The organism is Bradyrhizobium sp. DOA1 (genome assembly GCF_001593325.1).
Classification (GTDB): Bacteria; Pseudomonadota; Alphaproteobacteria; order Rhizobiales; family Xanthobacteraceae; genus Bradyrhizobium.
In genome coordinates this window covers 2,152,907-2,176,730 of sequence record NZ_JXJM01000001.1, presented here as the reverse complement: position 1 = coordinate 2,176,730, position 23,824 = coordinate 2,152,907, and the positions used below count along the sequence as shown (strand labels likewise).

The 23,824-nt window shown below is 64.7% G+C and carries 22 protein-coding genes; 10 read left to right on the top strand and 12 right to left on the bottom strand.

The annotated features are described in order from the left end of the window. Nucleotides 1-31: 31 nt before the first annotated feature. Nucleotides 32-1,270 carry an MFS transporter gene (locus SE91_RS10205; RefSeq protein WP_061851076.1) on the bottom strand — a complete coding sequence of 413 codons (1,239 nt, stop codon included), beginning with the start codon at nucleotides 1,268-1,270 and terminating at the stop codon, nucleotides 32-34. Nucleotides 1,271-1,443: 173 nt separating this feature from the next. Between SE91_RS10205 and SE91_RS10200 the strand changes: the two genes are divergently transcribed. After that, nucleotides 1,444-2,694 (top strand): NupC/NupG family nucleoside CNT transporter, encoded by a 1,251-nt coding sequence (locus tag SE91_RS10200; RefSeq protein ID WP_061847520.1) that lies wholly within the window; start codon nucleotides 1,444-1,446, stop codon nucleotides 2,692-2,694. A gap of 159 nt (nucleotides 2,695-2,853) precedes the next feature. Here the strand turns inward: SE91_RS10200 and SE91_RS10195 are convergent, their stop codons facing one another. Then, nucleotides 2,854-3,393, bottom strand: a complete 540-nt coding sequence (locus tag SE91_RS10195; protein WP_061847519.1) for a cupin domain-containing protein — start codon at nucleotides 3,391-3,393, stop codon at nucleotides 2,854-2,856. 219 nt (nucleotides 3,394-3,612) lie between these two features. Here SE91_RS10195 and SE91_RS10190 point away from each other — a divergent pair, with 219 nt between their 5' ends. Next, nucleotides 3,613-5,742, top strand: coding sequence for an O-linked N-acetylglucosamine transferase, SPINDLY family protein (locus SE91_RS10190; protein WP_061847518.1), 2,130 nt, complete (start codon nucleotides 3,613-3,615; stop codon nucleotides 5,740-5,742). Nucleotides 5,743-5,750: 8 nt separating this feature from the next. On the opposite strand, the gene SE91_RS10185 is transcribed toward SE91_RS10190, so the two are convergent. Then, nucleotides 5,751-6,038, bottom strand: coding sequence for an usg protein (locus SE91_RS10185; RefSeq protein WP_060736469.1), 288 nt, complete (start codon nucleotides 6,036-6,038; stop codon nucleotides 5,751-5,753). A 377-nt stretch (nucleotides 6,039-6,415) separates the two neighbouring features. Here SE91_RS10185 and SE91_RS10180 point away from each other — a divergent pair, with 377 nt between their 5' ends. After that, complete coding sequence (locus SE91_RS10180) at nucleotides 6,416-6,730, top strand: co-chaperone GroES (RefSeq protein WP_008563030.1); 315 nt, start codon at nucleotides 6,416-6,418, stop codon at nucleotides 6,728-6,730. A 46-nt stretch (nucleotides 6,731-6,776) separates the two neighbouring features. Beyond that, complete coding sequence (gene groL, locus SE91_RS10175) at nucleotides 6,777-8,417, top strand: chaperonin GroEL (RefSeq protein WP_060736470.1); 1,641 nt, start codon at nucleotides 6,777-6,779, stop codon at nucleotides 8,415-8,417. A gap of 114 nt (nucleotides 8,418-8,531) precedes the next feature. Here groL and lepB read toward each other — a convergent pair whose 3' ends face one another. Continuing rightward, on the bottom strand, nucleotides 8,532-9,284 hold the full coding sequence (gene lepB / locus SE91_RS10170; protein ID WP_061847517.1) for a signal peptidase I: 753 nt from the start codon (nucleotides 9,282-9,284) through the stop codon (nucleotides 8,532-8,534). A gap of 117 nt (nucleotides 9,285-9,401) precedes the next feature. Beyond that, nucleotides 9,402-10,235: a LysR family transcriptional regulator gene (locus SE91_RS10165; RefSeq protein WP_061847516.1), complete on the bottom strand. Its 834-nt coding sequence runs from the start codon at nucleotides 10,233-10,235 to the stop codon at nucleotides 9,402-9,404. Nucleotides 10,236-10,360: 125 nt separating this feature from the next. On the opposite strand from SE91_RS10165, the gene SE91_RS10160 reads away from it, so the two are divergent. Both SE91_RS10160 and SE91_RS10155 read left to right on the top strand, forming a co-directional pair. Next, nucleotides 10,361-10,954 (top strand): cysteine hydrolase family protein, encoded by a 594-nt coding sequence (locus SE91_RS10160; protein WP_061847515.1) that lies wholly within the window; start codon nucleotides 10,361-10,363, stop codon nucleotides 10,952-10,954. Between the two features lie 105 nt (nucleotides 10,955-11,059). Further along, nucleotides 11,060-11,884, top strand: a complete 825-nt coding sequence (locus tag SE91_RS10155) for an SDR family NAD(P)-dependent oxidoreductase (protein WP_061847514.1) — start codon at nucleotides 11,060-11,062, stop codon at nucleotides 11,882-11,884. 69 nt (nucleotides 11,885-11,953) lie between these two features. On the opposite strand, the gene SE91_RS10150 is transcribed toward SE91_RS10155, so the two are convergent. After that, nucleotides 11,954-13,057: a DUF2778 domain-containing protein gene (locus tag SE91_RS10150; RefSeq protein ID WP_061847513.1), complete on the bottom strand. Its 1,104-nt coding sequence runs from the start codon at nucleotides 13,055-13,057 to the stop codon at nucleotides 11,954-11,956. Nucleotides 13,058-13,711: 654 nt separating this feature from the next. Between SE91_RS10150 and SE91_RS10145 the strand changes: the two genes are divergently transcribed. After that, on the top strand, nucleotides 13,712-14,236 hold the full coding sequence (locus tag SE91_RS10145; RefSeq protein WP_061847512.1) for a FecR domain-containing protein: 525 nt from the start codon (nucleotides 13,712-13,714) through the stop codon (nucleotides 14,234-14,236). A 78-nt stretch (nucleotides 14,237-14,314) separates the two neighbouring features. Continuing rightward, nucleotides 14,315-16,204, top strand: coding sequence for a CHASE2 domain-containing protein (locus SE91_RS10140; protein WP_061847511.1), 1,890 nt, complete (start codon nucleotides 14,315-14,317; stop codon nucleotides 16,202-16,204). Between the two features lie 4 nt (nucleotides 16,205-16,208). Here SE91_RS10140 and SE91_RS10135 read toward each other — a convergent pair whose 3' ends face one another. The 4 genes from SE91_RS10135 to SE91_RS10120 form a co-directional block, all read right to left on the bottom strand. Next, complete coding sequence (locus tag SE91_RS10135) at nucleotides 16,209-17,711, bottom strand: glycosyltransferase family 39 protein (protein WP_061847510.1); 1,503 nt, start codon at nucleotides 17,709-17,711, stop codon at nucleotides 16,209-16,211. A gap of 6 nt (nucleotides 17,712-17,717) precedes the next feature. Then, nucleotides 17,718-18,863, bottom strand: coding sequence for a glycosyltransferase family 2 protein (locus SE91_RS10130; protein ID WP_061847509.1), 1,146 nt, complete (start codon nucleotides 18,861-18,863; stop codon nucleotides 17,718-17,720). Between the two features lie 258 nt (nucleotides 18,864-19,121). Then, on the bottom strand, nucleotides 19,122-19,325 hold the full coding sequence (locus SE91_RS10125) for a hypothetical protein (protein ID WP_008568381.1): 204 nt from the start codon (nucleotides 19,323-19,325) through the stop codon (nucleotides 19,122-19,124). Between the two features lie 148 nt (nucleotides 19,326-19,473). Next, nucleotides 19,474-19,854 (bottom strand): hypothetical protein, encoded by a 381-nt coding sequence (locus tag SE91_RS10120; protein ID WP_061847508.1) that lies wholly within the window; start codon nucleotides 19,852-19,854, stop codon nucleotides 19,474-19,476. A gap of 100 nt (nucleotides 19,855-19,954) precedes the next feature. On the opposite strand from SE91_RS10120, the gene SE91_RS10115 reads away from it, so the two are divergent. Both SE91_RS10115 and SE91_RS10110 read left to right on the top strand, forming a co-directional pair. Next, the gene (locus tag SE91_RS10115) at nucleotides 19,955-20,791 is read left to right on the top strand and encodes a DUF72 domain-containing protein (protein ID WP_156489558.1); all 837 of its coding nucleotides are present in this window, start codon (nucleotides 19,955-19,957) and stop codon (nucleotides 20,789-20,791) included. Between the two features lie 9 nt (nucleotides 20,792-20,800). Next, nucleotides 20,801-21,259: a DUF488 domain-containing protein gene (locus SE91_RS10110; protein WP_061847507.1), complete on the top strand. Its 459-nt coding sequence runs from the start codon at nucleotides 20,801-20,803 to the stop codon at nucleotides 21,257-21,259. A 110-nt stretch (nucleotides 21,260-21,369) separates the two neighbouring features. On the opposite strand, the gene SE91_RS10105 is transcribed toward SE91_RS10110, so the two are convergent. Both SE91_RS10105 and SE91_RS10100 read right to left on the bottom strand, forming a co-directional pair. Then, nucleotides 21,370-22,284, bottom strand: coding sequence for a PhzF family phenazine biosynthesis protein (locus SE91_RS10105; RefSeq protein ID WP_061851074.1), 915 nt, complete (start codon nucleotides 22,282-22,284; stop codon nucleotides 21,370-21,372). A gap of 153 nt (nucleotides 22,285-22,437) precedes the next feature. Next, a complete protein-coding gene (locus tag SE91_RS10100) occupies nucleotides 22,438-23,745 on the bottom strand; it encodes an adenylate/guanylate cyclase domain-containing protein (protein ID WP_061847506.1) in 1,308 nt (435 codons plus the stop codon). Between the last annotated feature and the right edge of the window lie 79 nt (nucleotides 23,746-23,824).

Here is a 23,824-nt window from a genome sequence, read left to right as displayed (position 1 = left end):
TGCACCACGTCCGCGACACGAGAGCTTGCCCCTACTCCAAAGTCTGCACCCGCCGGAGGCTTGGAAACAGCTTCATCCAGAGCAGGGCCACCGCGACGGTGGCGACGCCGCCGAGCACGGCGGCCGGCATGGCGCCGAGCAGCGCGGCTGCCACCCCGCTCTCGAACTGACCGAGCTGGTTCGAGGCGTTGATGAAGAGGAAATTGACCGCACCGACCCGGCCGCGCATCTCGTCGGGCGTTGACAGCTGCACCAGCGAGAAGCGGATCACGACGCTGATCGTGTCGGCTGCACCGAGCACGGCGAGCGCGAGGACCGACAGCCACATCCAGGACGACAACGCGAACACGATCGTGGCGAGGCCGAACACGATCACGGCCTGGAACATGCGCAGGCCCACGTGCCGCGAGATGGCGTGGCGCGCCAGCACCATGGTCATCAGAAGCGCGCCGACCGCGGGTGCCGCGCGCAGCACACCGAGTCCGACCGGGCCGGTCTGCAGGATATCGCGGGCATAGATCGGCAGCAGCGCGGTGACGCCGCCGAACAGTACCGCGAACAGATCGAGCGAGATGGTGCCGAGGATCGCGGGGTTGCGGCGGATGAAGCGGACGCCCGCGAAGATATTGTCTGAGCTCGTCCCCTCCTTCGCGATCGCCTGTGGGCGCGGATGGATGAAGCCGGTCAGGATCATCCCGAGAATCCAGAACAAGACCATCACTGCATAAGCGAGATGCGGCGCTACCGCATAGGCGAGGCCGCCAAGCGCCGGTCCGGTGATGGTCGCCACCTGCGCGGCGCCGCTCGAGACAGCGGTGGCGCGCTGGAGCGAGCCTTGCGGCGCGATCAGCGGCAGCAGCGCCGCCGTGGTCGGGCTCTCGAAGGCGCCGGCGATGCCGAGCAGGAAGGTCGCGATGAAGATCTGCACCTCGCCGGCCGCGCCGAGATAGGTGATGACGGCAAGATAGAGCGCGGTCGCGGCTTCCACGAGTTGGCAGAGCCGGACCACCCGCTTGCGCTCGTAGCGATCGGCGGCATGGCCGGCGACGAACACCAGCAGTGCGGTGGGGAGGAACTGGACGAGACCGACCATGCCGAGGTCGAAGGCCGAGCCGGTGAGATCGTAAATCTGCCAGCCGATCGCGACCGCCGCGATCTGGCTGGAGAAGCGCGACAGGCTGCGCGAGAGCAGGAAGAACAGGAAGGCCCGGTGGGAGAGCAGCGCGCGGGCGCTGACCGGCGGATGTCCCGATATTGGCTGCTCTGGCATCGCCTCTTGGATCGTCTTCTGGGTCACCCTTGGACCGACCGCGCCCTGATCTTGTCGTGCCCCCGCGTGACTGAGGCGGAACGGCTTGTCAACAGCGGGACGTCTCCCGCATTGCCCGGCATTGCCTTTGCATCGCAGGCGCGGCCATAATCATTGGGGCTTTTGGGGACATCATGCTGCGCCTGCAATCGGCACTCGGCATTTTCGCATTGCTGCTGGTCGCCTTCGCGCTCGCGGAGAACCGCCGTGCCGTCTCGCTGCGGCAGGCGGCGATCGGCCTCGTCGCCACCTTCGTCACAGCGGTCGTGCTCCTGAAGCTGCCGATCGTCGCGCGCGCCTTCGGCGCCATCAACGAGGCGGTCGGAGCGATCTCGGCGGCCTCGCGCGCCGGCTCCTCATTCGTGTTCGGCTATGTCGGCGGCGGCACCCTGCCTTTCGATTTGAAAGTGCCGGGTGCCGATTTCATCCTGGCGTTCCAGGCGCTGCCGATCGTGCTGGTGATGAGCGTGCTGACGACGCTGCTGTTCTACTGGCGCGTGCTGCCGCCGATCGTGCGCGGCATGGCCTGGCTGCTCGAGCGCACGTTGGGCGTCGGCGGCGCGGTGGGGTTGTCGACCGCCGCCAATATCTTCCTCGGCATGGTCGAGGCGCCGCTGTTCGTGCGGCCGTATCTTGCGCAGATGACCCGCAGCGAACTCTTTCTCGTGATGACCGGCGGCATGGCCGGGATCGCGGGCACCGTGCTGGTGCTCTATGCGACGTTCCTTGCCCCCCTCATCCCCGACGCAGCCGCGCATTTCGTCATCGCCTCGGTGTTGGGCGCACCGGCTGCGATCCTGGTCAGCCTGATCATGGTGCCGGAGACCTCCGACAAGCGCACCGGCGGTTCGCTGGAGGATCCCGAGATGGAGCTCTCCGGCACGATGGATGCGATCGTGAAGGGCACCAGCGCCGGGATTGAGCTCTTGATCAACATCGTCGCGATGCTGCTGGTGCTGGTGGCGCTGGTCTATCTCGTCAATGCCGCGCTCGGCCTGCTGCCGAACATTGGCGGCGCGGCGATCTCGCTGCAGCGCCTGCTTGGGCTCGTGATGGCACCGGTGTGTTGGCTGATGGGATTGCCGTGGGATCAGGCGGTGACGGCCGGCAGCCTGATGGGCACCAAGACCGTGCTCAACGAGCTGATCGCCTATGTCGACTTCTCCAAGCTGCCGCCTGAGGCGCTCGATCCGCGTTCGCGGCTGATCATGCTCTACGCGATGTGCGGCTTCGCCAATTTTGCCAGCCTCGGCATCATGATCGGCGGCCTCGGCGTGATGGCGCCGGAGCGGCGCGAGGAGATCAACGCGCTCGGGCTGAAGTCGATCGTGTCGGGGACGCTGACGACGTGCCTGATGGGCGCGGTGGTGGGGGTGCTGGTGTAGGTCTTTGCGCCGTCATGGCCGGCCTTGTCCCGGCCATCCACGTTCTTCGCTGCGGTCAAGACGTCGATGCCCGGGCCTTCGCCTCGCCGAAGCGGCTTCGGCCGCGCAGGCGGGACAAGCCCGGGCATGACGACAGAGAGAGCGGCGTGGCGTCGTCGCCTACGCCTTCAGCTCCACGGTCTTGAACTCCGCCGGCAGGATCACCTCCAGCAGCTCGACGTCGTCCGAATAGTCCAAAATCATGTGCTTGATCTTCGGCGGCTGGGTCCAGGCGCTGCCTTCCTTCATCAAGGTCTCGCCCTGCCCGTCCATATAGGTCTTCACCCAGCCCTTGAGCACATAGACCATCTGGAATTCGACGTCGTGGAAGTGCAGCTTCGATACTTCGGCTGGATCGCAGGGACCTTGAAGCCGAATGACGTGCGCTTGCGCGAGGCCGTGGCTCGCCTCGGCGATGCCGAGGTCGCGGTACTTGGCGTAGGCGCGCAGGCCGTCGGCCTTGAAATCCTCTTCGCGATGATGGCTGACTGCGATGCGCTGCTTCGGTCGAAGGGGCTTTTTTGGCGCGCTCTTGGCGGGCGCCGTGCGCGCCTTCGCCTTCACGGCCTTGCGCGCCGGGGATCGTGCCGCGGCCTTGACGCCGCTCCGCTTCTTCACTGCGGTCTTCGTTGCGGGTCTTGATGCCTTTTGCCTGGCCATTGTCTGCCTCCCTGTTTGAGCCGCGTCCACCGGATGGGTCCAACCCGAGGAGAGACTATCCAGTCTTGGACGATGCAGCAATTGTGGCGCACGGGGTTGTAACCCCTGACGATCCGGTCGGCCGTAGCTTGTCCCAAGCTGTCGTGGCGCACGGCCGTCGTCTCGTCTTGGCTGTCGCGCTGAATTAGTCTCGCCGGCAGATTCTGGGGGAATTGATTCATGGGCAACAGCGTCGGCCAACGGGCATTTCACAAGGCCCGGCTCGAGAAACGGCAGAAAGCCGAAGTCCTGCCAATGCTCAAGCATGCGCTCCAGCTGCATAAGATGGGGCTCCTCCCTGAGGCACAGGCTGCCTACCGACAGCTCCTGCAGCTCGCGTCCAACCAATTCATCGCGCTGCATATGCTCGGCACCTTGGAGTCGGATGCCAAGAACTACCAGCACGCGGAAATTCTGCTGAGCCGGGCGGTGGCGGTGGATCCGCGGTCAGCCGAAGCTCATATGAGCCTGGGCGTCGCCCTCAACGGGCTACGGCGTCACGACGAGGCCCGCGAGAGCTATCGCAAGGCCCTCGCCTTGCGGCCCAATTACGCCCTGGCGCTGTCCAATCTCGGCAACGCGAGCGTGGCCCTTGAGCTTCACGAGGAGGCGCTGCACAGCTACGACAAGGCGCTTGCGCTCAACCCGGATCTTGCCGAAGCCCATAACGGCCGGGGTTGGGCGCTCTGCCGTCGGCGCAACTATGACGAGGCCATCGCAAGCCTGAAACGCGCGCTGTCGATCAAGCCCGATTATGCGGCGGCGCTCGCAAACCGCGCCATCGCTTTGCGGGAACTTCAGCGATTTGACGAAGCCCTGGCAGACGGCAATCGGGCGATCGCGTTGGCCCCCGACGACGCGAATGGGTGGCTCGCGCGGGCCGGCGTGCTGCTCCAGATACAGCAAATTGCCCAGGCGTCGCGCGATTGCGAGCAGGCCCTCGCGATCGATCCAAATTCGATTCAAGCTCACATGATGCAGGGCCTTTGCCTCGCCGGACTTGGCTGGGTCGACGAGGCCCTCGCCAGTTTCGACAGGGCGCTCGACATCCAGCCTGACCTGCAGAGCGCGATTTCCAACAAGATATTCACGCTCGACTTTGCGGAGGACGCCACCGTCGAACGGCATCAGCAAGCGCGGCAGGTGTGGTGGGAGCGTGTCGGTGCGAAGATCGCATCAGAAGCGTCGGGACCGCATGACAACAGCCGCAATCCGGACCGCCGTCTGGTGCTTGGCTATGTCTCGTCGGATTTCAACGCGCATTCGGCCGCGTTCATCTTCAAGCCGGTGCTGCAGCACCATGACCGGGCGCAGTTCGAGATCGTGTGCTACGCCTGCTCGTCGAAAGTGGATGCGACGACCAGCGAGTTCAAGAAAATCGCCGATCGCTGGCGTGACGCTTCGCAATGGACCGACGATCGTCTCGCCGCCGAGATCCGCGCCGATGGCGTCGATATCCTGATCGATCTGTCCGGACACACCAGAGGAAACCGCCTCGGCGTGTTTGCGCGCAAGCCGGCGCCGATTCAGGTGCACGGCTGGGGCCATGGCACCGGCACCGGGCTGCCGACGATCGATTATCTGTTCTCGGATCCCGTCGCCATTCCGTCCGCGGTCCGGCATCTGTTTGCGGAGACCATCGTCGACCTGCCGTGCTTCGTGACGCTGGCGCCTCTGCCCGACGGGATTGCGCGGGCGCCAGCGCCGGCGATTTCGAACGGCTTCGTCACGTTCGGTGTCTTCAACCGCATCAGCAAGATCTCGGACGAGGCCGTGGTCGTCTGGTCCAGGATTCTCGAGCGGGTGCCGGGCTCTCGACTCCTGATCAAGGATGTTGCGCTGGACGATCAACTGGTCCGCGACAATCTGCTGGCGCGGTTTGCGGCTTGCCGATTGCCGGCCGAACGCGTCGATCTGCTCGGAGCCACGTTGCGAAGCGAGCATCTGGCATCGTTCAATCGCGTCGACATTGCGCTCGACCCGTTCCCGCAGAATGGCGGCGTCAGCACGTTGGAAGCCTTACAGATGGGCGTGCCCGTGGTGGCAAAGCTCGGAAACAGTCTGCCCAGCCGCGCCGCCGGCGCCATCCTCACCGCACTTGGCCTGCCGGACTGGGTCGCGGACAGCGAGGAGGCCTATGTCGAGATCGCGGTCAGCCGTGCAGCCGGGATCGGCGACCTCGACAAATTGCGCAGCGAACTGCCCGGACAGATCAACGCCTCGGCTGCCGGCAACCCCAGCTCATATGCGCGCGCGGCGGACGCCGCATACCGCGCGATGTGGCAGCGCTACTGCGACGGCGGGGCCTGATCGCGTGCTCAATGCAGCCTGAACACGCCGTCCACTGCGCGCAGCTCGGTCGGCTTGATCAGCTTGGAATGCGCCACAGTGACTGAATGGAGCGGACCGTCGAGCTTCTCCTGCCAGAACGCCAGAAAATCCTTCAGCGCCGGAAATTTCGGAAACATGTCGTAATTCTGCCAGACGTAGGTCTGGAGCAGCGAGGGATGATCCGGCATCCGGTAAAGGATTTGCGCCGTCGTCAGCCCGTAACCCAGCATCTGTTTCCGGAAGTCCTCGGAAACGCCCCCACTCCGCAGTCCCATGCCAACCTCCTTTGCAGGAGCGCATCGAGGGGTGGCCTGGTCGGTGTGCGCCTTACGAGCCACCCGGTCCTGATGCGCTCACATGAGAGAAATGTGACGCAAACTGACAACCCATCTCAAGCCCAAAAGTTTAACAAGCTGTTGAAATTCAATGCGTTAGCAGCAGATCGGGCGCCGTGCTAATACGGGCGCGGTCTCGGTTAACGCTAGGAAATAGATTCTGGCAGTCCGTGCTTCCGGGTGCTGATTTTTCTGCTAGAAGCCCTTGCCCCCGCAAAATTCCTGTCCTATTTCAGGCTCGCCCGTGCTAGCACTCACGGGCATCGATTGCTAACAATCTTGAAATCTCAACCCGAGCAAATGCTTAGGAGGACTGCATGAAATTCCGTCCGCTTCACGACCGCGTCGTGGTCAAGCGCATCGACGCAGAAGAGAAGACCGCTGGCGGCATCATCATTCCCGACACTGCCAAGGAAAAGCCCTCCCAGGGCGAAGTCGTCGCCGTCGGCCCGGGTGGCCGCGACGAAGCTGGCAAGCTGATCCCGATCGACCTGAAGGTCGGCGACCGCGTGCTGTTCGGCAAGTGGTCCGGCACCGAGGTCAAGATCGACGGCCAGGATCTGCTGATCATGAAGGAGAGCGACGTGATGGGCGTTCTCGAGGTCACCGAGTCCAAGAAGAAGGCGGCTTAAGAGCCCCTCTCCTCCCTCCAGTCAAACATCTCAAGGAAAATTCCAGATGGCAGCCAAAGAAGTCAAATTCTCGGTTGAAGCGCGCGACAAGATGCTCCGCGGCGTCGACGTCCTCGCCAACGCTGTGAAGGTTACGCTCGGTCCGAAGGGCCGCAACGTCGTGCTCGACAAGTCGTTCGGCGCTCCCCGCATCACCAAGGACGGCGTCACCGTCGCCAAGGAGATCGAGCTCGACGACAAGTTCGAGAACATGGGCGCCCAGATGGTGCGCGAAGTCGCCTCCAAGTCCGCTGACGCGGCCGGCGACGGCACCACCACCGCCACCGTGCTGGCGCAGGCGATCGTGAAGGAAGGCGCCAAGTCGGTCGCCGCCGGCATGAACCCGATGGACCTCAAGCGCGGTATCGACCTCGCGGTCGAGGCCGTCGTTGCGGACCTGCAGAAGAACTCCAAGAAGGTCACCTCGAACGACGAGATCGCCCAGGTCGGCACCATCTCGGCCAATGGCGACCAGGAGATCGGCAAGTTCCTCTCCGACGCCATGAAGAAGGTCGGCAACGAGGGTGTCATCACCGTCGAGGAAGCCAAGTCGCTCGAGACCGAGCTCGACGTGGTCGAGGGCATGCAGTTCGACCGCGGCTACATCTCGCCCTACTTCGTCACCAACGCCGACAAGATGCGCGTTGAGATGGACGACGCCTACATCCTCATCAACGAGAAGAAGCTCTCCTCGCTGAACGAGCTGCTGCCGCTGCTCGAGGCCGTGGTGCAGACCGGCAAGCCGCTGGTCATCGTCGCCGAGGACGTCGAAGGCGAAGCGCTCGCGACCCTGGTCGTGAACCGTCTGCGCGGCGGCCTGAAGGTCGCGGCCGTCAAGGCTCCGGGCTTCGGTGATCGCCGCAAGGCCATGCTGCAGGACATCGCGATCCTGACCGGCGGCCAGGCGATCTCGGAAGATCTCGGCATCAAGCTCGAGAACGTCACGCTCAACATGCTCGGTCGCGCCAAGAAGGTGATGATCGACAAGGAGAACACCACGATCGTCAACGGCGCCGGCAAGAAGGCCGATATCGAGGCGCGCGTGGCACAGATCAAGGCGCAGATCGAGGAGACCACCTCGGACTACGACCGTGAGAAGCTCCAGGAGCGTCTCGCCAAGCTCGCGGGCGGCGTCGCGGTGATCCGCGTCGGCGGCGCGACCGAGGTCGAGGTGAAAGAGCGCAAGGATCGCGTTGATGACGCGATGCATGCGACCCGCGCGGCTGTCGAGGAAGGCATCGTCCCGGGCGGCGGCGTCGCCCTGCTCCGTGCCTCCGAGCAGCTCAAGGGCCTGCGCACCAAGAACGACGACCAGAAGACCGGCGTCGAGATCGTGCGCAAGGCACTGTCGGCTCCCGCTCGCCAGATCGCGATCAACGCCGGTGAAGATGGCTCGGTGATCGTCGGCAAGATCCTGGAGAACAAGGCCTACAATTACGGCTTCGACTCCCAGACCGGCGAATATGCCGACCTCGTCAAGAAGGGCATCATCGACCCGACCAAGGTGGTCCGGACCGCGATCCAGAACGCAGCCTCGGTGGCCGCGCTCCTGATCACCACGGAAGCCATGGTCGCCGAGCTGCCCAAGAAGGGCGGCGCCGGCCCCGCGATGCCCCCCGGCGGCGGCATGGGTGGCATGGACTTCTAAGGTCCAGCCATCTCAAGGACTACGAAACCCCGGCAGCGATGCCGGGGTTTTTGTTTTGAGCACACTCTTTCCTGTCGTCATTCCGGGGCGCGCCCTCTTGGGCGCGAGCGCGCCTCACTCCACCTTCCCCAGCCGCTCGATGTTCGGCTCGCCGTCTTCGTCGAGCGACCAGAAGATCCGCGTCACCTTGCCGACGAGATTATCCATCGGGATGAAGCCGAACGACGACAGCCGGCTGTCGGTGGAATTGTCGCGGTTGTCGCCGAGCACGAAGAAGTGGCCCGGCGGCACCGTGAAGACGTTGGTGTTGTCGAGGAAGCCGTTGTCGATGCAGTCGTAGGTCACATAGGACGTGCCGCTCGGCAGCGTCTCGCGCCAGCGCTTGACCTTGTAGCTACCATCGAGATTGCAGGCGGTGCCGGCAAGCCCGTATTCGAGCGCGACGCGCGTCACCGGTCTCTCATTGAGGAAAAGCTGTCCCTGCCGCATCTGGATGCGATCGCCGGGCAGCCCGACGACACGCTTGACGTAGTCGGCAGAAGTGTCCTTCGCGGTCCGGAATACGACGATATCCCCATACTCCGGTTCGGCGGCAAAGACGCGGCCCGAGATCCAGGACGAAGCGAGGGGGAAGGAATAACGGCCATAGCCATAAGCACTCTTCGAAACGAAGACGTAGTCGCCGACCATCAGCGTCGGCGACATCGAACCGGACGGAATGTTGAACGGCTGGTACAGGAAGAAGCGGAACAGGAATGGCGGCGACCACAGCACCGGGATCAGCAGGATCAGGATGAGGATCGCCTTCCATTCCCGCGATTGCGCCGACGACCGCGCCGGCCGGATCGTGTCCTGAAGAATGGTCATGCAGCTGCCCTGATCAAGTCCGTGTCGTCAAGAGATTACGCAACTCTTACGCGCGTGCAATCCCCACTCCCTGATCTTGGTCGCACAAGCGCGGCAACGCGTTCATGACAGGTCACGTCAGGCACGCGACATCTGCTGGAAGCATGCCCGCACCCAGTCGATCGTCACGCGCGTCGCGGCATCGCGCTTGAGATGGTTCTGAACGAGCAGCCAGACGTCGCGCCGTTTCGGCAGCAGCGTGGCGCGCAGGCGGCGGTCGGCGAGCAGGTCGATGCAGCTGTGCTCCGGCAGCACGCCCGCGGCTTGACGCGACCGGATCAGCGTGCGGATGACGCGAACATTGTCGGTCACGCAGCGCGGCCGGATTTTCTTCGTCCGCAGAAACTGCATCTCCGGAATGGCGCCGAGCTCGTCCGGAAAGGCGCACAGCACCGGCTCGCCTTCGGTCGCGATCGGTTCGAAATAATAGATGCGGATCTCTCCCAGCTTCGAGATGGAGAAGTCGCCCTTGTCGGGCTTGCGCAGGCGGATCGCGAGATCGGCTTCCCAGCGCGAGAACCTGACATTCTCGCTCGAGGTCAGAAATTGCAGTGTCAGGCCGGGATTGGCCCGCAGGAAGTCGCTCGCATGCGGTGCCAGCACCTCCTCGGCGAACGCGTTGGTGGAGGCGATGCGCAGACGCCCCACCGGGCCCGGCAGGCTCTCACTGATGCGGCCGATCTCTGCGGCATGCGCGGCCATTTCCTGGACATGCGCAAGCACCGCTTCGCAACTGCGCGTCGGCTTGCGGACACCGTCGACCGCCTCGAACAGGCGTAGGCCGAGCGCGCGCTCGATGCGCGACAGCCGGCGGCCGACCGTGGTCTCGTCGATGCGCAGTCGTGCGCTGGCCCCGGCATAGGTGCCCTCGTCTCTGACCGCGGCGATGATGCGAAGGTCGTCCCAGTTCATGGGCTGCGAGGCTATATCGGCCGGCAGCAGTCTGCAATATCGCAGCCGACGGCTGCAATATCCCTGCATATCGGCAGGTCGCCGTGGGACTATGCTTCGCCAACACTCAGTCTGGAGATCGAATCATGACGACCGCAAAGACCCTGCTGCAGCTCGCTGGTGCCGACCTCACCCCGCCGGCTCTTGCCGACGCCGCGCTGGTGCTGATCGACATCCAGAACGAATATCTGGTTGGTCCCCTCGCCCTGCCCGATGCCAAGCCTGCGATCGTGCGGGCGGCCGGGCTGCTCACGCGAGCGCGCGAGCGCGGATCTGCGATCATCCACATCGCCCATCGCGGCAAGCAAGGCAGCCTGTTCGATCGCTCCGCCGATCGCGGCGCCATCGTCGCCGAGCTCAGCCCCCTCGCGAATGAGCTCGTGATCGAGAAGGAGCTGCCGAACGCCTTCGCCGGCACCGATCTGCAGGCGCAGCTCGCCGCGAGCGGACGCAAGAACATCGTTCTTGCCGGCTTCATGACGCATATGTGCGTCAGCTCCACTGCGCGTGCCGCGCTCGATCTCGGCTTTCGCACAACCATCGATGCGGATAGCTGCGCCACCCGTGATCTGCCCGATGGACGCGGCGGCACCCTGGACGCCCGCACCATCCACGAGGTCGCGCTGGCCGAGCTATCGGACCGCTTTGCGATCATCGCTCGCGGCGAGGCGCTCGCGTGAACGCGTAATCTGGACTCGGGCGACGTGGCGCGCAATTCGCGGCGTGTTTTCGTCGAGCGCTGATCGTGCCATGATCATGTCGACGAGCCACAACAGGAAAAGATCATGGCGCCACGTGACGGATCGAAAATACTTGCGGGTAAGGTCGCGCTGGTGACCGGCGCGGGGCGCGGGCTCGGCCGCGCCTTTGCCGAGAAGCTCGCTGCGCTCGGCGCCGACGTCGCCATCCATGGCATGCGCGAGAACGGGCCCGCCGAATATGGCGAGGGCACGACGCTCACGGCGGTGGCCGCGGAGATGGCCCAGGAATTCGACGTCCGCAGCCAGCGTGTGCTCGGCGATCTCACCCGAGGCGATGACATCGCGCGCGTGATTGCCGAAACCGAAGGCGCGCTCGGTCCGATCGACATTCTCGTGCACAACGCCGGCGGCGACATCGCAGCCGCCGGCGGCAAGCCCGATCCGAACGACGCGGTGAACATCAAGGAGGCCGATGTGCGCGCGGTGCTGGAGCGCAATCTGCTCTCGACCATCCTGACCTGCCAAGCGGTCGCGAAAGGCATGATGGAGCGGCGATCCGGCCGCATCGTTACGCTGGGCTCGGTCGCTGCCTTCAAGGGACGCACCCAGGGCTCGATCTATGCGGTGTCGAAGGCCGGGGTGACGCACTACACGCGATGTCTAGCCGACCAGCTCCGCCCTTACGACATCGCCGTCAACTGCATCGCGCCCGGCGATACCCGCACTGGCCGCTTCCTCGGCACGCGCGAGGTGGACCCGAAACGGATGGTCGAAAGCGGTACGCTCGACCGTATCGCGACAGTGGACGAGGTCGCGCGGGTCGTCGAGTTCTTTGCCGGCCCCATGGGCGCCTTCGTCTCCGGCCAGGTGCTGAGGATCGACGGCGGGGGACAGTGTTGGCCGGGCTGAAGCGCAGGCCACGCAAAAGAAAAGGGCCGCTGTGAGCGGCCCTTTTTCATCGTTGATGGCGAGGCGAGATCACTCAACCCGCTCCAGCACCGCGAGCTTGCGGATGCCCTTGTTGCGGTAGGCGTCGAGGAACGCGTAATAATCCTTGAACGACACGCAGCCGTTGGAATCCCCGTTCGGTCCGAGCATGTAGGTGTGGGCGAGCAGGCCGTCGCGGCCATAGATTGCGCTTTCGCCGCCGATCGGGGTCAGGCGCAGTGCCGGCACGCCGTGGAACAGCGCCTCACGCGGCTTCAGCGTGTAGATGTGCGGCGGTGTCACGCCGCGCATGCGTAGGCGGCGGGAGTCCGGATCGTCGCGGTTGGAGCCGAGGCCGGAATGCGCCTCGAGCCTGGTGCCGTCGGGCAGATACACCATCTTGGCCTTGATGTCGTAGACCGCGGTGTCGCGCTCATAAGGCGGCGCGCCGCCGAACATCGGGTTCTGCTCCTTAGGCGCGATGGCAGCGGTGATGTTGGCATCGGCCGAGGCATAGGCCAGGAGCCCGCCGGACGGCTCACGCTTGCCCCAGAGTTTTTCGACCATCGACTGACGCGGAGCGGTGATCGACATCACCGCGGCCTTGGCGCGATCGGCAAACGACTTCGGCTTCGCGTCGGGCGCGGGCACGATCTGGGCTGGATCGGCCGAGGCCAGTTGCAGCTGCGCATCCGGTGCGCGCTTGGCCTTGTCTGCGGTCTTGTCAGTGGTCTTGTCACTGCTCTTGGCCGAGGCCGGCTTCAGTGCTTCCGCGACCTTTGCTATCACGCTCGGCTTCGGGGCGTCCTTTGCGATTTCCTTGGCCGCGGCAACCTGGGTCGCGGGCGCGGCGCTGTCGGCATTCGACGGCACGCCTTGGGTGGCAGCCGCGGCGAAGCGATCGTTGAACATCTCGCGCGAGATCGGCGCGGCGACCTGCAACCGGTCCGGCAGGAGCGCGAAGGCTTCCTTGACCGCCTCACCCGCCTCGCGCAGCGCGACCCTGGGCGCACGCTTGATGACCGGCTCGTCGTAGCCGCTGTTGCCGACGGTCGGATAGACGCTGGCGCCGAAGACGTTGGTGTAGATGGTCCAGCCGGCGCCCATCACGACGCAGCCGATCGCCGCGGCGCCGAGCCAATTGGTGGTGGTCATCGTTCGGGAAGATTTCCGCGAATAGCTCTGCGAGAACTTCTTGGACTTCCGTGCCGCGTTACTCTGCGCAGCGATACTCGTACTCATTCGCCTTGCGTCCAGGACGGTGTCACTCAGTCCCCCTTCAAAGTGCCGCTGGTCACGATCCGGGAACAGCATCTCGCAGAGGGTCGGAGCGTCATTAAGGCGACTTTTAGTTAAATGCGGATTAAGTTCGGGCGGATGTAGGGCAGCTCGTTAGCGCTGTCTCATTTTGAGAAAAAAGCCCGCAGAACTACGGACTTAGCTGGATCTGTTAACCATAGTTCTCGGACGGACTGACAAGCTCTGCGGGCGCTTATGCCCGTGTCTCCAAGGCCATCCAATCAAGTCGTTTTCGTGGTTCTCGATGCCCGCAGGATAACGGATGAGCATTGTGTGAGGCTGGCCCACGCTGCCAAGCAGGCCGGCGGCCGACCCGTTGCCACGTCACACATCTCGCACAGAGCGGTCACGCGGCACGGCGCCGTGATTGGAAGTTGATCGCGCCCGGTCTGGAAATCGCCGTCACGAGAAAGTAGCTCCTACCTCGGCACTTTTCAGCAGCCTCTGCGCGTGATACGGAAGCGTATCGCCTCGTCTTGAACTGTGCCGAGCACGCAAACGGAGGCTGGCATGAGAGGCTTTTCACGCACCGGACTTTTGACCGCAGCGTGGTCATTTTTGTTGATCGGACTCGCGTGTGCACAGCCTGCTGCCAATGCGGGCTGCACGGCTTCGCCGTCAGCCGTGGGCACGCAAGTCTGGCGCTGCGACAATGGCATCACGATCGTCACGGAAAATGGCGCCAGATTTGAACTTAAGGACGCCAACCGCGACGGACATATAGATTCCGTGGAGTTGAGCAGCAAAGCGCTCCTGATCGAAGTGCCCAAGAAGCCCGGTGGCAATCCCTTCAAGGTGCTGACCCCTCGGGCAATCGCTGCCGTGCGCGGCACGAAATGGGCAGTTGATGTCGCCGACGCCAAGACCTCGGTGTTCGTCGCCGATGGCCGTGTCGGCGTGACCCGCAGGTCCCGTGGACGCGGCGTCGTGCTCGGACCGGGCGAAGGCGTCGATGTCGAGGCAACCGGGCCGTTGATCGTCAAGACATGGGGCCAGCCGCGCATCGACGCGCTCATGGCGAGGCTCGGACAATAAGGCTTGGACAATTTTGGGCCGTATCCAACAAGGCTCGGTCAATGAGATTTGGACGATAGAAGATTGCAAAACGACCGCATGCGTAGCCGACGCGTTCAGCTCCTGGTGGCACTCGTTCTCACCGCGCTGTGGGGCGCTGGCATCTTTGCCGCGCACGCCAACGGCCATCTGCGCTTTCTCGACCGCCTCGAAGCGACGCTGACAGATTGGCGGACCCAGGTCCGCGGCGTGCAGCGTCCGCCTGATCTCGTCACCATCGTCGCGATCGACGATACCGTGGTGAAGCGCGGCGGCAGCTATCCGCTGCCGCGCGCCGATCTTGCGCGCGTGGTCGACACCATCGTGCAATTCAAGCCGAAGGTCGTCGCGATCGATCTGCTGCTGGTCGACCGCAGCGCCGCGATCGGAGATGCGACGCTGGCCAACACGCTCGCCACCGGTCCCATGGTGCTCGCCGCGGCGGCGATCTTCCCGTCTGCTAGCGAGACCGTGGAGCCGAGCAGCGACGGGCCCCTTGCCGCTCTGCCCCAGGCCGAGCGCTTCCTGCTGCCGCTGCCGGCGTTCGCGGACCATGCCGAGGTCGGCGTCGTCAACGTCGCGACGGGACAGTCGGGCTCGCCGCTCGCGGTACCGATGCTGTTCCGGACCCGCGACAAGGTCGAGCTGTCATTCCCGTTGCGCGTCGCAGCGCGCGCGCTCGACCAACCGCTGACGGTGGCCCCCGATCATCTCATGCTCGGCGATCGCATCGTGCCCACCGACCGCGACTTCGCGCTGCCGATCACCTATTACGGCCCGCGCCGCACCATCCGCACCGTCAGCGCGCAGAGCATCTTCGACGGCACGCTCAGCCGCGCCGCGATCGAGAACCGGATCATCGTGATCGGCGCCGCGGTCGCTGGCGGCGGCGACTTCTACCCGACGCCGTTCGATTCGCTGATGCCCGGCGTCGAGGTGGTCTCGACCGCGATCACCCATCTCGTCGCCGGCGACGGCATCCTGCGCGACCGCAGGGTCCGTATCGCCGATGCCTTCGCCGCGATCCTGTTGCCGTTGCTGCTGGTCGCCCTGCTCGCTTGGCGACGCAGCGCGCTCGGCATCATCGTGGCCACTGCGGTGATGATCGCCTGGGCAGGGCTCAACGTATTCGCATTCACGCATGGCATCTGGCTGAACGCTGCGACGACGCTCGCAGCGACAGTACCGCCGGTTGCACTCTTTATCGGCGTCCAACTGTGGGCGGGAGGCCGCCGCACGCAATATCTCGCCGCCAAGAGCAGGTCGCTGGCGCGCTTGCAGGCGCCGGCGGTGCAGGAATGGCTGGCGCGCGATCCTCATTTTCTGTCCAAGCCCGTTCGCCAAAACGCCGCCGTCGTCTTCATCGATCTCTCCGGCTTCACGGGTCTGAGCGAACGGACCGATCCGGATGCGCTCCGGGAGATCCTGAAGGCGTTTCACGCGCAGATCGACAAGACCGCCGTCGATTGCGGCGGCATGATCACCGGCTTCCTCGGCGACGGCGCCATGATCCTGTTCGGCCTGCCGCGCGCCATGCCCGACGACGCGGCGCGCGCGCTGACATGTGCGATCGAGCTGCACCGCGGCGTCGAGCGCTGGATCGCCTCGCTGCCGCCGGCCATCGGCGACCAGCTCGGATTCAAGATCGGCGCACATTGCGGCGAGATCGTCGCCTCCCGCCTCGGCGAGAGCCACCAGCACATCACGGCCACGGGCGATACCGTCAATGTCGCGAGCCGGCTGATGGAGGTCGCCGCGCGGAACGACGCGCGGCTCGCACTGAGCAATACGCTGCTCGATGCCGCCGATTTCCACGGCGCGCCCGACGGCGTCCTGACGGGCCCCCTCCTCACCCAGGTCCGCGGCCGCTCCGGCGTCGTGACCGTCTGGTTCTGGCGGGACCGGGATGGGCCAGTGCAAGATCACACCAAGGCAGAAGCGGTCGACTGAGGCCTTACCTCGCCTCCGGCGGCGGCGAGCGGTCGAGCACGTCGCCCTTGGCGCCTTCAAGCAGATCGATGCCGTAGGTCTCGACCACGAGCGGGCCGCGCTTGCGCTGCAATTGCGCGACCTGCGTCACCTGCGCGAAGAGACCGTTGAGAGCGGAATGCCCCTCTGCGCGCAGCTCGTCGACATAGAGCAGCTTGCCGGCGAGCAGCTTGGGATCGGGCTCGGGCATGTTGACCCAGCGGATGCGCTGGGTCTGCTGCACGACGCAGGTGCCGCGCGGCAGATAAAAAGCCAGCCAGCCTGTGGTGCCGTAATCCTGCGCGAGCACACAGGTTGCGCCGCTGCGCGCGCGCACTGCTTCGATGTCGGCGGCGAGCTCGCGCCAGCCGACGCCGACGCTGCGCACGGTCGCATCGCGGCGATAGCCGGAGAGCCAGCCGGTATTGGCCTGCAGGATCAGGGCTGCAAACATCACGATGCCCACCGGCGCTGCCCAGCGCAGGCAGAAATCGGCCAGGCGCCGCTGGCGCGGCTTCCATTGCACGAGATTGGCGGCGGCGGCCGCGGCAATGACGAAAGGCGGATAGACCGGCGCAAACCAGTTGGCTTCGACGCGGGCATGCAGCGAATGCCAGACGAAATAGGCGACGATGGTCCAGAACATCGCCTCGATCAGCACCCGTGAGGCCAGCGCGCCGGCCCGATGCCAGGTCAGCGCATGCAGCCCCATCGCGCCCAGGATGAACACCAGCGGGGTCGCGAACGCGATCTGGGTCGGAATCAGCTCGGCGATGAAGACGGGACGGAAGTCCTCGACCTTGGCACGACCGAGCTGCTTTGCGAACGAGACCCATTGATGATCCGCATTCCAGAGGATCACCGGCGAGAACAGCGCCAGCGCGACGAGGCCGCCAAGATAGGGCCAGGGCGAGAGGAACCAGTGCCGCAGTTTCGGCACGGCCGCGAGCCAGATCAGGATCGCCAGCCCGAAGAACATCGCGGTGTATTTCGACAGCAGCGCCGCACCGACGGCTGCGCCGACTGCAAGCCACCAGAGCCCGCGTCCGGTCTCCAGCACCTTCGCAAGGAAGAACAGAACGAAGCTGGAGGCGACCAGAAGAGGCGCATCGGGCGTCACGATTAGGGTGCCGACGGAGGCCATCATCGTCACATTGAGCAGGATGGCGCTGGTGGCGGCCACGCGCGTGCCGCCGAACAGGATCGCGGCGGAGCGATAGACCGCATAGCTCATCGGCAGCGCCAGCAGGATCGAGACGAGTCGAACGCCGAGCTGGGTGTCGCCGGCAATCATGGTGCCGGCGCGGATCACATAGGCCACCATCGGCGGGTGGTCGTAGTAACCACCCGCCAGGTTGTTCGACCACATCCAGTAATAGGCTTCGTCGAAGGTGATCGGCGTGAACGCGGCCGCGACCAGCCGCAGCAGCACCAGTGCGAGGATCACCAGCACGGTGTTGCGGACGATCCGCGCGTCAGCTCCGCCCATATCGCGCTATTTCTTGCGCCAGACGAACAGTCCGGACATCGCGTAGTTCCACACCACGCCCATCAGCGCGCCGGCCATGCCGGCCAGCCACCAGATCGGCTCCTGGTCGTAGACCGAGAAAGCGACGCCGACATTGGCGAGCAGTCCGACGCTGCACACGATGTAAAAGGCGATCAGGCCGCGCAGCAGCGCGAAGCCCTTGAGCCGCTGGTCGCGATAGGTGAGGAAGTTGTTGAGGATGAAATTGCTGGTCATGGCGACGATGGCGCCGGCGGCCTGCGCCTCAGCGAACGGCACCTTGAACAGCTGAAGTCCGATGAACAGCGTCGTCAGATGCACCACGAGGCCGATGCCGCCGACCATCGCGAACAGGATGAAGCGCAGCGAGACGATGTCGTTGGTGAATTTTGCCAGCACGAGGCCGAGGAAATCGAGCGCGACCATAGAGTCGAGCTTGCTCTCGCCATGCTGGCGAGCGCCGAACGTGTAGGGAATCTCGACGGCGCGCAAGCTGCCGTGCGCGGTCGCGACGAGGTCGAGCAGGATCTTGAAGCCGTGTATGGACAGTTTCGGTGCGAGCTCTTCGAAACGGTCGCGGCGAATCATGAAGAAGCCGCTCATGGGATCGGCGATCTCGACCCGCAGCATCTTCCTTGCGAACTCGGTTGCGAGCGCGCTGGCGCCGGCGCGCTGCTTGTTGAAGCCCTCGCTCTTGTAGCCCTCGATGTAGCGGCTGCCGACCACGAGATCGGCCTGATCGCTCGCGAGCAGCAACAGCATCTTCGGCAGTTGCGTCTCGTCGTGCTGGAGGTCGGCGTCGATCACGGCAACATAGGGGGCGCTCGAGGCCAGGATGCCCTCGATGCAGGCCCCCGAAAGGCCGCGCCGGCCGATGCGGCGGACGCAGCGCACGCGGCTGTCGCGCTGCGACAGCGCGCGAACGACGTCCCAGGTTCCGTCGGGTGAATTGTCGTCAACGAACACAACTTCCCAAGCGATGTTGGCGAGCGTCGCCTCCAGCCGCCGGTACAGCACCATGACGTTGTCGCGCTCGTTGAAGGTCGGGACGATGACCGACAGTTCCGGCCCCTCTTGAGCCTGATTTTGGGCCTGCTGCGGGTTGTCGGTGCCCGGTCTGATCGCTTCATTCATGACGGCAGCGTATATCCGCCGCGTCTTGCGCTGCCAAGTTCTTGCGCTGCCAAGCCGGGGTTTCTGTGGGGAATGGCCAAAGCAGGCCCCAAAATGCCAACGACCCCGGAACGGCGGGCCGCGCGTACATCCGGCGCAAGCCCAAGCTATTCCAAGGTCGTCCCAGCGCCGGAGTTTTCGCTCAACGTCGCCGTTAGAAGCTAGATAGGAACGACCAATCCGCTCCGCAAGGGGGCCCAAAACCCGATTTTTCCAGCCTTATTGGTTGGGGACTTCCCGGATCACCGGCCCTCGCGGCGCTGGCGCGACCGGGGCGGCGGGCGCCGCCGTAGGGGCTGGCTCGACCTTCGCCGGCTTGGGCGGCTTTCCGTACTGTCCGATCGGACCGAACACGACGGCGACCGCCAACACGATCGCCGCGGCGATCGCGCCCAGAATGCCCCCCACCGACTCAGACGACATCGACCCATCCCTATTCCCTATGCACCCAGTGATACCATGGATGAGCGCGCAGCCGGAAGGGCTGCCGAAGGGAGCGAATGGCGAATGGTGGAGTAGCGAATAGAAGGCGAGTCTTCTGGCCCTATTCGCTACTCGCCACTCCCATTCCCTATTTCGCCGGCGTCCGATGCTTGACGTAGGCGGTCACGATGTCCTTCTGCGCCGCCTCCACCGCCCTGTTCGCGGTGGCAAGATGGGCGCTGGAATCGATGGTTGGATATTGCGTGGTGAGATAGTCGAGCAGCGCCACCCGGTAATATTGCCGCTCCGACGGACAGGCGCCCGCAACCGAGCGACCGAAATCCTGTTCCGATAGGCCCTTGTTGGAGTCACGCGAATATTCCCGCGCCAGGCAATGCCAGTAGTCGTCGCGGCCCTGCTGGGCGAGCTTCTGCGCGCTCTTCGTGTCGTCATCATCCGCCAAAGCGGAAGGCGTCATGGCAGCAGATGTCATCACAACGAGCGCCGCTCCCACCAACAGCATCCGCATCTTGTTCTCCTTTGTCGCGGGTCCTGGGCGCGAGCTTAGACGGGACCAGCCAACTGGCCAATCACAACTGGTTTGATTAGGATGAGGTCCCTCCCCGTCGATGCGAGATCCTTCCGTGGCCAAAGCAAAAACTGCGTCCAAAAAATCCGGCAACATCTTCATCGGTATCGGCGGCTGGACCTTCGAGCCCTGGCGTGGCGTGTTCTATCCGGAGAAGCTGACGCAGGCGAAGGAGCTGTCCTACGCCGCCTCGAAGCTGACCTCGATCGAGATCAATGGCACCTATTACGGCTCGCAGAAGCCGGAGAGCTTCCGCAAATGGGCGAGCGAAGTGCCCGAGGGTTTCGTGTTCTCGGTGAAGGGACCGCGCTTTGCCACCAACCGCCGGGTGCTCGCCGAGGCCGGCGATTCCATCAAGCGGTTCTACGGTTCCGGCGTGCTGGAGCTCGGCGACCATCTCGGGCCCGTGCTCTGGCAGTTCGCGCCGACGAAGAAGTTCGATGGTGCCGATTTCGGCAAGTTTCTGGAGCTGCTGCCGCGCAAGCTCGACGGGCGCGCGCTGCGCCATGTCGTGGAGGTGCGGCATGACAGTTTCTGCACGCCCGACTTCGTGGCCCTGATCCGCGAATTCGAGACGCCGGTCGTGTTCGCCGAGCACGGCAAATATCCGGCGATCGCCGACGTCGCCGGCGACTTCGTCTATGCAAGACTCCAGAAGGGCAATGACGAGATCAAGACCTGCTACCCGCCGAAGCAGCTGGACGCCTGGGCCGAGCGCTTTCAGGCCTGGGCTTCCGGCAGTGAACCGGACGACCTGCCCAAGGTGGACAAAACCAAGCCGAAAAAGGAGCCGCGCGACGTGTTTGCTTATGTCATCCATGAAGGCAAGGTGCGCGCACCGCACGGCGCCATGGAGTTGATCGCGCGCGTGAGCTGAGGGTGTCCCATGGCGAAGAAAAAACTCTTCACCATCGGTTATGAGCAGACACCGCCCAAGGCGGTGCTGGACGAGCTGGAACAGGCCGGCGTCAAGCTCGTGGTCGACGTGCGCGCGGTGACGTCCTCGCGTCGGCCCGGCTTTTCCAAGAAGCAGCTGTCGGCAGGCCTCGATGAGCGCGGCATCGCCTATGTCCATCTGGCCGCGCTCGGCACGCCCAAGGAAGGCCGGCTCGCTGCACGCAGCGGGCAGTTTGATGTGCTGGAGAAGATCTATTCAAAGCACTTGAAGACGCCGCAGGCGCGCGAAGAGATGGACGAGCTCTCGGCGCTGGTGAAGAAGGCCGGGCCAGTGTGCCTGCTCTGCTACGAGCGCGACCACACCCACTGCCATCGCCAGATGATCGCGGAGATCATCGAGGAGCGCGATGGCGTTGCTGTGAAGAATTTGGTGGGGCGGCAGATCTGATCGTCTCTCCGTCATGGCCGGGCTTGTCCCGGCCATCCACGAACTTCTTCGCCCGCGGCCAAGACGTGGATGCCCGGGACAGGCCCGGGCATGACGAAGGGAGATAGAACTCACCCCTCCCCAACCAGCTCGAACGTCCCCTCCATCATCTGCACGCAATGGCCGCCGACATAGGCATCGAGAAGGGCACCGCCCTCCTTCTCCACCGTCGTCCGCAGGATGCTCGGCCGGCCCATGTCAAAACCTTGACCGACGGTGAGCTTCAGCTCGCCGTCGCGACGCGGATCGAGCTCGGCGAGCAGCGCGGCCGCAGCGACCGTTGCGCTGCCGGTGGCGGGATCTTCAGTGAACCCGCCAGTGCCGCGCATGAACATCCGCGCCAGGAGATCGCAGCCAGCCTCGGCCGCCGGAATGTCGCGTGTATAGAAATAGACCGAGAACGCGCCGTCGCGCGGCAGTATCCGGCCGAACGCCGCAGCATCGGGCTTCGCCCGCCGCAGCGCATCGCGCGAATGCAATTCCGCCACCACGAACGGCGTTCCGACGCCGACGACTTGCGGCGCATGGCGATCGGTGCTGACGTCGTCCGCCGTCAATGACAGGCATGCGGCGACCTCGGCCGCGGACAGTTTTGCAAGCCGCGCAAGCTTCTGCGGCGCGGTCAGTTCGGCGCCGACGACCTTGCCCTGCTCGCGCCAGATCTCGACCGGCACGATCCCCGCCTTCTCCTCGAACAACAACCGCGGCCAGGGCTCATTGCTGCGACGAGCCAGCACGAAGGCGGTTCCGACATTGGGATGGCCTGCGAAGGGAAGCTCCCTGACCGGGGTGAAGATGCGGACCTCCGCATCGTGGCCGGGATTGCGCGGCGACAGCACGAAGGTCGTCTCGGAATAGTTGAATTCGGTCGCGATCGACTGCATCTGCGCGGTCGTGAGCCCGCCGGCATCGAGCACCACGGCAAGCGGGTTGCCCCCGAAGGCACGGTCGGTGAACACGTCGACGGTGATGTAGCGGCGCTGCATCGTCTCTTCCTCATGCAAGCGCGGCCGCGACCGGCCGCATCGCCGGCAGTCTACAAGCCGGCAACATCGCTCGTCATGCCCCAAAATTCGGAGCAATCGGAGCAATCGATTTGAGAAGTGGAGAGCAGACGTCAGTGTGATATGCGTGGCGCGCTAGCCCAACTGAAACACCGCGACCGGCCGCTCGTAGCCGCGCACCTCGACCTCGCCGAGCGCGACAGCGTCGCTGCCGTCGTCGCCTAGTGCCTCGCGGACGGTTGCGGAGATCAGGAGTTGCGAGCCGAACTCCTTGTTCAGCGCCTCCAGCCGCGAGGCGAAGTTCACGGTGTCGCCGATGACGGTATATTCCTTGCGTCGCGGCGAACCGATATTGCCGGCGACGACTTCGCCGAAATGGATGCCGATGCCGATGCGCAGCGGCCAGCTCGTCTCGGCGTTGATGCGTTCCATCGCGGTCAGCATCTCGCGGCCTGCGGCGACCGCACGCTGCGCGGCGTCGGAGGCTTCCAGCGGCGCGCCGAACAGTGCGAGGAAGCCGTCGCCGAGAAACTTGTTCACGATGCCGCCGTGACGATCGAGAATGTCAACCAGCACGGCGAAGGCGCCGTCGAGCCGGTCGACGACCTCTTGCGGCGTGCGCGATTGCGCACCGGCGGTGAATCCGCGGAAATCAACGAACATCACGGCGACGCGGCGGACGTCGCCCCCGGTGCTGGATCCCTCCGCCATCAGCCGCTCCACCACTTGCGGCGAAACGTGCTGACCAAACAGATTGGTCACCCGGTCGCGCGCGGTGGCCGCCGCAATGCTGGCGGCAAACTGCCGCCGCAGCTGCGCGCCGACGGCGCCCGCGAGCACCCCGCAGATCAGGATGACGATGCTGCGCACGGCGTGGAGATAGACCAGGGGTTCGTCGGTCTCTCCGGCCGAGTTGTAATAAAGTGCGACGGCCAATAGCCCGGCCGCGGCAACGAAACCGGTGAATGCAGAGAGCCAGAAGTCGAGCCGAAGGGTCGAGAGGATCACGAAGATGAAGTACATCAGCGGCACAGCGAAGCCGAGCGCCTGAGGCGCGCCCATGGTCCGGATTTGCAGAATGAGAATGAACGTCGGCAGCGACGTCTCGATCAGCGTGCCGATATAGCGCCGGATCACCGGCAGGTCACGATCAAGGCGGAGGTTCTTCCTGATCTGGGTGTGGACCCAGACTTCGAACAGGATGAAGCAGGCCAGAAGTCCGTAGACCTCGATGATCCCCTCCGTTCCGCGCCAAACCCGGTTCACCACGGCGGGATCGATCAGGTAAATGGCAGTGAGTAACAACATCATGCAGCAGCCCGTCATGATCAGCGCGCGCACCCGTAACAGCTCGGTGCGCAGCACCTCCCGCGTCAGCTCGCGCTCGAAATCGCCCGATAGCACGGCGTGATGCCGCGTCTTCCTGCTCGCAAACCTGACCATTCCGCCCCCTTATCATTCTGGGGCGCGACCAAGTCGCGAACCCGGAATCTCGAGATCCCGGGTTCGATGCTGGCGCATC

Bases quoted from the DNA above. Each gene is read 5' to 3' on its own strand.
- SE91_RS10205 (WP_061851076.1), bottom strand. From the start codon at position 1,270: ATGCCAGAGCAGCCAATATCGGGACATCCGCCGGTCAGCGCCCGCGCG.
- SE91_RS10200 (WP_061847520.1), top strand. From the start codon at position 1,444: ATGCTGCGCCTGCAATCGGCACTCGGCATTTTCGCATTGCTGCTGGTC.
- SE91_RS10195 (WP_061847519.1), bottom strand. From the start codon at position 3,393: ATGGCCAGGCAAAAGGCATCAAGACCCGCAACGAAGACCGCAGTGAAG.
- SE91_RS10190 (WP_061847518.1), top strand. From the start codon at position 3,613: ATGGGCAACAGCGTCGGCCAACGGGCATTTCACAAGGCCCGGCTCGAG.
- SE91_RS10185 (WP_060736469.1), bottom strand. From the start codon at position 6,038: ATGGGACTGCGGAGTGGGGGCGTTTCCGAGGACTTCCGGAAACAGATG.
- SE91_RS10180 (WP_008563030.1), top strand. From the start codon at position 6,416: ATGAAATTCCGTCCGCTTCACGACCGCGTCGTGGTCAAGCGCATCGAC.
- groL (WP_060736470.1), top strand. From the start codon at position 6,777: ATGGCAGCCAAAGAAGTCAAATTCTCGGTTGAAGCGCGCGACAAGATG.
- lepB (WP_061847517.1), bottom strand. From the start codon at position 9,284: ATGACCATTCTTCAGGACACGATCCGGCCGGCGCGGTCGTCGGCGCAA.
- SE91_RS10165 (WP_061847516.1), bottom strand. From the start codon at position 10,235: ATGAACTGGGACGACCTTCGCATCATCGCCGCGGTCAGAGACGAGGGC.
- SE91_RS10160 (WP_061847515.1), top strand. From the start codon at position 10,361: ATGACGACCGCAAAGACCCTGCTGCAGCTCGCTGGTGCCGACCTCACC.
- SE91_RS10155 (WP_061847514.1), top strand. From the start codon at position 11,060: ATGGCGCCACGTGACGGATCGAAAATACTTGCGGGTAAGGTCGCGCTG.
- SE91_RS10150 (WP_061847513.1), bottom strand. From the start codon at position 13,057: ATGACCACCACCAATTGGCTCGGCGCCGCGGCGATCGGCTGCGTCGTG.
- SE91_RS10145 (WP_061847512.1), top strand. From the start codon at position 13,712: ATGAGAGGCTTTTCACGCACCGGACTTTTGACCGCAGCGTGGTCATTT.
- SE91_RS10140 (WP_061847511.1), top strand. From the start codon at position 14,315: ATGCGTAGCCGACGCGTTCAGCTCCTGGTGGCACTCGTTCTCACCGCG.
- SE91_RS10135 (WP_061847510.1), bottom strand. From the start codon at position 17,711: ATGGGCGGAGCTGACGCGCGGATCGTCCGCAACACCGTGCTGGTGATC.
- SE91_RS10130 (WP_061847509.1), bottom strand. From the start codon at position 18,863: ATGAATGAAGCGATCAGACCGGGCACCGACAACCCGCAGCAGGCCCAA.
- SE91_RS10125 (WP_008568381.1), bottom strand. From the start codon at position 19,325: ATGTCGTCTGAGTCGGTGGGGGGCATTCTGGGCGCGATCGCCGCGGCG.
- SE91_RS10120 (WP_061847508.1), bottom strand. From the start codon at position 19,854: ATGCGGATGCTGTTGGTGGGAGCGGCGCTCGTTGTGATGACATCTGCT.
- SE91_RS10115 (WP_156489558.1), top strand. From the start codon at position 19,955: ATGCGAGATCCTTCCGTGGCCAAAGCAAAAACTGCGTCCAAAAAATCC.
- SE91_RS10110 (WP_061847507.1), top strand. From the start codon at position 20,801: ATGGCGAAGAAAAAACTCTTCACCATCGGTTATGAGCAGACACCGCCC.
- SE91_RS10105 (WP_061851074.1), bottom strand. From the start codon at position 22,284: ATGCAGCGCCGCTACATCACCGTCGACGTGTTCACCGACCGTGCCTTC.
- SE91_RS10100 (WP_061847506.1), bottom strand. From the start codon at position 23,745: ATGGTCAGGTTTGCGAGCAGGAAGACGCGGCATCACGCCGTGCTATCG.